Consider the following 7993-nt stretch of genomic DNA (forward strand, 5'->3'; position numbering starts at 1 on the left):
TTCAAAGGCTTTTCGAGGTTATCGACGAGGTTGTTTGCGTTGCCGCTTGCCCTGTCGATGGAGGCGCATTATAGGGAGCCGATTCTTTCTGGCAAGGGTAATTTGCATATTTTTTTGATAAAACCGCACAACCGTTCAAACAACAAACAACAAGAAGAAAATTCGAGCTAAATCACACATTATGGAGCCAGATGACAGGCAAGCCTCTTCTCAACTCATATAAGCCATTTCCGATTGTTGACGCGCCAGCCAAAGCTCCTCCATCTCCAGCAAGGTTTGATAGATTTTCTCCGCCTGTTCTGGCCGGCTGAACAGATAGCCCTGTCCATATAAGTGGATATCGGTCAGGGATCGCAGCACATCCAACTGGGCCTGTGTCTCAATCCCTTCACACACCAGACTCTTGCCCAGCATGGACCCCATCCGGCAAATATTGGCGACCAGCTCGGATGCCTCCATGGAAGTATCAATGCCCTGTATGAAGGAGCGGTCAATCTTCACCTTGCTCACAGGTAGCTTTTGCAGATAACTCAAAGATGAATAACCAGTCCCAAAATCGTCTAATGCCAACAACACACCCTGCTGATTGAGATCCTGCATCAGTTGCAGCGAATTCTTCACTTCGCGCATGGTGGTATCTTCAGTGACCTCCAAAACCAGACTGCTGGCTGGCAGGTGGTTCTCCATCAATGCCTTGGCCACCAGTTTGAGCAAATTGCGCTGGTACATGCCCGGCGAGATATTCACGCACATCTGCAGGTCGACCATACCCAACTGATGCCACTGATAAAGCTGCTCGCAAGCGGTGTTCAACACCCAGCCGCCCAGACGCTCGGCAAGCTGGAACTCCTCAGCCACCATGATCACTTCGTTTGGCGGAATAAAGCCCAGCTCCGGATGCCGCCAGCGCAGCAGTGCTTCGACAGCTTCACAACGGCCACTCTCGAGATTGACGATGGGTTGGTAATAGAGTTCCAACGCATTGTGTTCCAGCGCCATGATCATGTCCGAGGCCAAATGCTTGCGCCGCGCCGTCTCGTTGAGCAAGGAGTTATCGTAAATCACATAGGGGACATGGGTCTTGCGGCTATGGAACAGAGCCTGTTCCGCACGACTCAATAACTCCTGTGTTTTATCGCTGTCCATCGGATAGAAGGCAATCCCGATCCCCACCTCGAGCCGGAAGGGATAGTTATCATAGACGATATCTTGCTTCAGAACGTGCAGCAGTCGCGCTACCAGCTCCCTGACCTGACGCAGATCGCTGCTACCACGCTGGATAATGGCAAATTGATCGCCACCCAACCGACCACTCCACTCCCCTTCTTCACAGAGCAATCTGATCCGTCTGGCCAATTCACTGAGCAAAAAATCGCCCGCATCATAACCAAACTTGCTGTTGATATCTCTGAAGTCGTTGATATCGACCAATACCAATCCGAAAGGTACCTCCTGAGTGGCACAGAGCTCCATCCGTTCCAGCAATGCCACCCGATTGGAGAGACCCGTCAACGGGTCACGCCTTGCTGCCCTAAAGTGACGTCGAGCTTCATATACAAGAAGCAAGCTAAGGAGTAAAACCGAGATAACCAACCCCGACACCATCAACAGCAGAGCATTACGCAATTGACCAAAATGGCGATCATTCTCTGAGTAGATGTTGATGTTCTTCTGCATAACGGAAGCTAGTGCATAGGATAAAGGCTCCTGCAAGGGGGCTAGGCGCATCATTATTTGCTGGTAGACAGAGTCTCCGCTCTGCAGCTTGGTAATGACAGGCTCTATATCGCGAATGTTGTTTTCAATCAGTTGCACCAAGCGCAAGGTTTTCTGCTTATCCTGCATGCTTTTACGCAACTGACCGCTCAACAGGATGGGGGTTCTGCTCCAAAGAATGTCATAGCGCAACATCAGGTCATTGTGCTCTATTCCACCATAATGGTAGACCTCTACAGCACTGAGGAAACGCCCCAACTCGAGCTGCAGCTGCATCAGCGCCCAGGAGACATCATAGGTATATTTCTCCATCGCTCTGGTCGCATTCTGGAGCTGAACCAGACAATAAAGGGTGCTCCCGGTAAACGACAGAATGGATACATACAGAATGACGAGCAGTGCCCACGCCCTGGTCTTTCCTTTCACCCCGTGCTCCCGTGACTCTTTTATCAGTGTTGAATATCTATCAGGTCCAGCTGCCAAATCATCATGTCGGTATATTCAGAGCGCTTCAGCTCCGGATATTGATCAAGCGGCAACATAAACCAGAGCGGCCCCTTGTCACGGACCCTCATGGCTACCCCGTCATCTTCCCAAGCAAGAATAGGGTTATACTTGGCAACTTTGTCCCAATTGATGCGGATCTGAAAACTGTTCAATGCTGTCAAGGTTATGCTCTTGCCATTAGCCCCCACTGCGGCCAGCACGTCCGCTACCTTGGGCCCTCTGTACTTGTGAGGTTTATCAACCCAAGGGTTGCTGGTGACTATCTCATATTGCGGCAACGCCTGCAGCGTGGCCAAGTCAAAAAGCACTTTGCCGTCCACCTCATCTGGGGAGCTGATATTGCCGCTTACTTTCAAGATCACAGGCCCCTTGAGGGCCTCGGCAGCCACAAGCGGCATGGCAATCAATGCAAACAGCAGAGTTATCCATCCAAGCACCTTCATCTTTCCCCCTTACACTTTTCTGCTATCAACAGACTCAGTTTAGTCAGATATAAAAAAACGGCCCGCCAAGGCGAGCCGTTTCTCAAACAGAGCCGGGATGATGATTACATCATGCCCATGCCACCCATGCCACCCATATCAGGCATGGCTGGAGCATCTTTCTTCGGCAGCTCGGTCACCATGCACTCGGTGGTGATCATCAGGCCGGCGATAGAAGAGGCGAACTGCAGGGCAGAGCGGGTGACCTTGGTCGGATCCAGGATACCCATGGTCAGCATGTCGCCATACTGCTCGGTGTAAGCGTTGTAACCGAAGTTGCCTTCACCATTCTTCACCGCGTTGGCGATGACGGAGGCTTCTTCACCGGCGTTGATGACGATTTGACGCAGTGGGGCTTCCATGGCGCGCAGGGCAACCTTGATACCGACGTTCTGGTCTTCGTTGTCACCGCGCAGACCAGCCAGTTTGGCAGCAACGCGAACCAGAGCAACACCACCACCGGCAACCACGCCTTCTTCAACGGCGGCGCGGGTAGCGTGCAGGGCATCTTCCACACGGGCTTTTTTCTCTTTCATCTCGACTTCGGTGGCTGCGCCAACCTTGATCACGGCAACACCGCCAGCCAGCTTGGCTACGCGCTCTTGCAGCTTCTCACGGTCGTAGTCGGAAGAGGTCTCTTCGATCTGCTGACGGATCTGGGCAACACGACCTTCGATCACACCGGCATCGCCCACGCCATCGATGATGGTGGTGTTCTCTTTGGTGATGACGATGCGCTTGGCACGACCCAGATCTTCCAGCGTCGCTTTTTCCAGCTCCATGCCAACTTCTTCAGAGATGACGGTACCGCCAGTCAGTACGGCGATATCCTGCAGCATGGCCTTGCGACGGTCACCGAAGCCAGGCGCCTTGACGGCTGCCACTTTCACGATACCACGCATGGTGTTGACCACCAGAGTCGCCAGGGCTTCGCCTTCTACGTCTTCGGCAACGATCAACAGCGGTTTGCCCGCTTTGGCAACACCTTCCAGCACCGGCAGCATTTCGCGGATGTTGGAGACTTTCTTGTCAACCAGCAGGATGAACGGGTCGTCCAGTTCAACGGAACCGGTCTCTTGCTTGTTGATGAAGTAGGGGGACAGGTAGCCGCGGTCGAACTGCATACCTTCAACAACTGCCAGCTCATCTTCCAGACCCTGACCATCTTCAACGGTGATGACGCCATCGCGACCCACTTTGTCCATGGCTTCGGCAATCAGCTTGCCCACTTTCTCGTCGGAGTTGGCGGAGATGGTGCCCACCTGAGCGATGGCATTGCTGTCAGCACACGGCTGGGACAGCGCCTGCAGCTCGGCAACGGCAGCCACCACTGCCTTGTCGATACCGCGCTTCAGATCCATCGGGTTCATACCGGCGGCAACGGCTTTCAGACCTTCGTTGACGATGGCCTGAGCCAGAACGGTTGCAGTAGTGGTACCGTCACCCGCAGCATCGTTCGCCTTGGAAGCCACTTCCTTGACCATCTGGGCGCCCATGTTCTGGAACTTGTCTTCCAGCTCGATTTCGCGCGCAACAGATACACCATCTTTAGTGATGGTCGGGGCGCCGAAGGACTTGTCCAGCACCACGTTGCGGCCTTTCGGACCCAAGGTCACCTTGACGGCATCGGCCAGAATGTTGACGCCTTCCAGCATCTTGATGCGAGCTTCGTTACCAAACTTAACGTCTTTAGCAGCCATTTTTCTTCAATCCTTAAATCAATTCGGGGAAAAAGGAGGATGGATTACTCTTCGACAATCGCCAGAATGTCGGTTTCGGAGAGGATCAGGACATCCTGACCATCCAGCTTCTCGGTCTTCACACCGTAGCCTTCGTTGAAGATCACCTTGTCACCAACCTTCACGGCCAGCGCTTTGACTTCGCCATTATCCAGGATGCGACCAGTCCCCACGGCAAGCACTTCACCACGGGTGGACTTCTGGGCCGCGGTACCCGTCAATACGATACCGCCGGCAGATTTGGCTTCAGCTTCGATGCGCTTGATGATGACGCGGTCGTGCAGTGGACGAATTTTCATCGATAACTCTCCCAAAATGAGTCTCATTGTTGCTTTGAGGAATGGCCGTTCCAGGCCAAATTAGATATGTCCCTGATGTGGGGCAGAGTTGCTAACCCTTCAAGGGCAAATACAAAAAAAATTTTTTCACGTACTATAAACATCTTCGATGGTTCAGCCATGTCTGCACCCTGGTGCAAGGTCGGTTCAAGCCGCCCGTTTTCGATGCCAGAACCTTCAAAGCCAGCTGTAGAGACGAGCCCTTGACCCGCACCAACCCCATGTTGACTGCCCCTATTCCGGTCGTACTGCGCCAGATGACGGGCCCCATGATCTTCGGCATCATCGCCATTCTGGCCTTCAATCTGGTCGATACCTTTTTTATCGGTATGCTGGGAACCGAAGCTCTGGCCGCCATCAGTTTTACCTTTCCCGTCACTTTTGTGGTTACCTCGCTGGCGATGGGATTGGGCGCCGGATTGTCAGCGGTGATCGGTCATACCCTAGGGCAGGGCAAACACGATGAGGCGGCCCATCTCGCCACCGACAGCCTGTTTCTGGCGGTGCTCATGGTGGCCCTGCTCTCCGCGGGGGGCGCTCTCACCATCAAACCCCTGTTTACTCTGCTGGGGGCCAGTGCCGAGCTTATCTCCCTCATCCATGACTACATGCTGATCTGGTATCTCACAGTCCCCATGCTGGTGCTGCCCATGGTGGGCAATGCCGCCATCCGGGCGACCGGCGATACCAAAACCCCCAGTCTGGTGATGGCCGTAGCCGGGTTGGTCAACGGAGTACTGGATCCTCTGTTGATCTTCGGCATCGGCCCCTTTCCCGAGTGGGGGATCCGCGGGGCCGCCATCGCCACCTCTATCTCTTGGTTGATGGCGATGCTGGTCAGCCTCTATATCCTGCGTCATCGGGAAGGCTTGCTGCTGTGGCGCCTCTCGCCGCGGGCCCGGTTGCTGTCCCACTGGCGGGCGTTACTCCATGTCGCCGTCCCCGCCTCTTTTACCAATATGCTCAACCCCTTGGCCAATGCGGTGCTGATGACGATCTTTGCTGGCCTGGGTACCGAGGTGGTAGCCGCTTACGGCGCCGCATCGCGGGTCGAGGCGCTGTTGCTAATTGTGATGATGGCCCTCGCCTCCGTACTGGCCCCTTTCATCTCGCAAAACTGCGGCGCTGGCAATCCGGCCCGCGCCAAGGCTGCGCTGCAAAGCTGCATGAGGTTTGCGTTGCTGTTCCAGCTCGCCATCTATGGCCTGACCTGGCTACTGGCGCCACTCATCGCCAATCTGTTCAGCGATCATCCGCAGGTCATTCGCCTCATCATTCTCTATCTGCATCTGGTGCCGATCGGTTACGGCTTTCAGGGCATGGTGATGCTGCTGGCCTCGGCACTCAATGGCGTGCGAGCATCCAGTATCTCGTTTTTGTTCAACGGATTGAGGCTGTTTGGTTTTCTGTTGCCAGGAGCCTGGCTGGGGGCAAAGCTGGGAGGAGAACAGGGGATATATCTGGGGATCTTGCTGGCCAATCTGGCGGCGGGCACCCTCGCATGGTGGTATGCCCGACACCGCTTCGAGGCGTTGTGCCATCAGGGTAAACCCTGATTCAGTCACTCACCTCGGGTTTTCGTTTCGTCGATTACTCTTTACGCTCACTCTTTGCGCTCAAATTCGCCTTCGATGGTGGTGCCGCCCTGCTTGGCGTTCCCCAGATGATCATCGGACGGTGCGTTGCCAAACGGCGATTGAGTACGCTGGAAACCGCCCATCTGCATCCGGAACTGGCTGCTGCCGATCAGCTTGTCAGCCAGTTTGTTGCGCAGCCAGGGTGGCAGCAACAGCACACCGAAAATGTCGGTCACGAAACCCGGGATAATCAGCAGCAGGCCCGCCAACGCCAGCATCATGCCCCCCATCACCTCGCGGCCCGGCATCTCGCCCATCTGCATCTTTTGCTGGGCGCTGAACAGGGTCTTGATCCCTTCACTGCGCACCAGCGAGGAGCCCAATACCGCAGTCAGTATGAGCAAGCCGACAGTCGGCAGCGCCCCGATTACCGAGCCGACCTCGATCATCACGGTGAGCTCCAGCACAACCAGACCCACCAACAACAAAAACAACTTGCCCATATCCACTCCAGCACCGGTAAATTGAGAAAAAGTGGCGCCCATCCAACGATGGCCGGAGGCGATTTTGCCGCCCCGTCATCACCACTTTCTGCCCTGAATAAATGGGGGCCGTCCCCCCTTTTTCAAGTTGGTCAACTGACTCCTACGTCATCAGCAATCTAAAAAACCAGCAAAAAGTCACAAAAATATATAAAAATCATCACGATAAAAACTTCATAACATATGTGTACTTTCCTCAAAGTAATTTGAAAATGTCGCAAATTTAGTGATCCACCTCTAATAACCGATACCTCAATTGGAGTAGTATATTGATTAGTTTTTCGGGAGGTCACTCTCCCTACCGCCCCACTCGATGTGTGGTGCTTCAGGATGAGCTGTGCGCAAGGAACTCGCGACCACTCGGTGAGGATTTTTCCATTTATCTGATTTCTGAGGCATTACAATGAGCGACATCAAGAACGTCCGCATTGAAGAAGACCTGCTGGGCACCAAAGAAGTTTCCAATGATCTCTACTACGGTGTGCACACCCTGCGCGCTGTCGAGAACTTCAAGATCAGCTCTCAGAAGATTTCTGACGTTCCGGAATTTGTCCGCGGTATGGTGCTGACCAAGAAAGCTGCTGCACTGGCAAACGGCGAGCTCGGTACCATCCGTCCTGAAATTGCTGACAAGATCGTAGAAGCCTGCGACCTGATGCTGAACACAGGCAAATGCTTCGACCAGTTCCCGGTCGACGTTTACCAGGGAGGCGCCGGCACCTCCGTCAACATGAACACTAACGAAGTACTGGCCAACATCGCCTTGGAAATCATGGGTCTGGAGAAAGGCCGTTACGACGTCATCAACCCGAACGACCACGTCAACAAGTGCCAGTCCACCAACGATGCTTACCCGACCGGTTTCCGCGTTGCTGTGGTCAACAGCACTGACGTGACTCTGCATGCTCTGGAAGCACTGATTGCCGCTTTTGATGCCAAAGCAGAAGAATTCAAGAAGATCCTGAAGATGGGCCGTACCCAGCTGCAAGATGCGGTTCCGATGACCCTGGGTCAAGAGTTCCACGCCTTCGCCGTCACCCTGCGCGAAGAGATCAAATCCATCAAGCGTTGCCAGGAGCTGCTGCTGGAAGT

7 protein-coding genes are annotated in these 7993 nt (G+C 54.2%); 2 read left to right on the plus strand and 5 right to left on the minus strand.

Annotated features, from left to right (window positions below):
* Positions 1-210: 210 nt before the first annotated feature.
* From G5358_RS19230 to G5358_RS19245, 4 genes are all read right to left on the minus strand, one after another.
* Positions 211-2142 carry a putative bifunctional diguanylate cyclase/phosphodiesterase gene (locus tag G5358_RS19230; protein ID WP_216952895.1) on the minus strand — a complete coding sequence of 644 codons (1932 nt, stop codon included), beginning with the start codon at positions 2140-2142 and terminating at the stop codon, positions 211-213.
* 23 nt (positions 2143-2165) lie between these two features.
* On the minus strand, positions 2166-2666 hold the full coding sequence (locus G5358_RS19235; protein WP_216952894.1) for a molybdopterin-binding oxidoreductase: 501 nt from the start codon (positions 2664-2666) through the stop codon (positions 2166-2168).
* A 104-nt stretch (positions 2667-2770) separates the two neighbouring features.
* Positions 2771-4405, minus strand: a complete 1635-nt coding sequence (gene groL, locus G5358_RS19240) for a chaperonin GroEL (protein ID WP_005341224.1) — start codon at positions 4403-4405, stop codon at positions 2771-2773.
* A gap of 44 nt (positions 4406-4449) precedes the next feature.
* On the minus strand, positions 4450-4743 hold the full coding sequence (locus G5358_RS19245) for a co-chaperone GroES (RefSeq protein ID WP_005340573.1): 294 nt from the start codon (positions 4741-4743) through the stop codon (positions 4450-4452).
* A 260-nt stretch (positions 4744-5003) separates the two neighbouring features.
* On the opposite strand from G5358_RS19245, the gene G5358_RS19250 reads away from it, so the two are divergent.
* Positions 5004-6338, plus strand: a complete 1335-nt coding sequence (locus G5358_RS19250; protein WP_254204302.1) for an MATE family efflux transporter — start codon at positions 5004-5006, stop codon at positions 6336-6338.
* Between the two features lie 47 nt (positions 6339-6385).
* On the opposite strand, the gene G5358_RS19255 is transcribed toward G5358_RS19250, so the two are convergent.
* Positions 6386-6862, minus strand: coding sequence for an FxsA family protein (locus G5358_RS19255; protein ID WP_421324725.1), 477 nt, complete (start codon positions 6860-6862; stop codon positions 6386-6388).
* A gap of 442 nt (positions 6863-7304) precedes the next feature.
* Between G5358_RS19255 and G5358_RS19260 the strand changes: the two genes are divergently transcribed.
* Positions 7305-7993 (plus strand): lyase family protein (locus tag G5358_RS19260; RefSeq protein ID WP_421324726.1); only part of this gene is annotated, 689 nt, incomplete at its 3' end.

The organism is Aeromonas sp. 604176, assembly GCF_049170755.1.
GTDB classification, from domain to species: domain Bacteria; phylum Pseudomonadota; class Gammaproteobacteria; order Enterobacterales; family Aeromonadaceae; genus Aeromonas; species Aeromonas veronii_A.

Coding starts and splice junctions, on each gene's coding strand:
- G5358_RS19235 (WP_216952894.1), bottom strand. CDS start 2,666: ATGAAGGTGCTTGGATGGATAACTCTGCTGTTTGCATTGATTGCCATG.
- groL (WP_005341224.1), bottom strand. CDS start 4,405: ATGGCTGCTAAAGACGTTAAGTTTGGTAACGAAGCTCGCATCAAGATG.
- G5358_RS19245 (WP_005340573.1), bottom strand. CDS start 4,743: ATGAAAATTCGTCCACTGCACGACCGCGTCATCATCAAGCGCATCGAA.
- G5358_RS19250 (WP_254204302.1), top strand. CDS start 5,004: ATGTTGACTGCCCCTATTCCGGTCGTACTGCGCCAGATGACGGGCCCC.
- G5358_RS19255 (WP_421324725.1), bottom strand. CDS start 6,862: ATGGGCAAGTTGTTTTTGTTGTTGGTGGGTCTGGTTGTGCTGGAGCTC.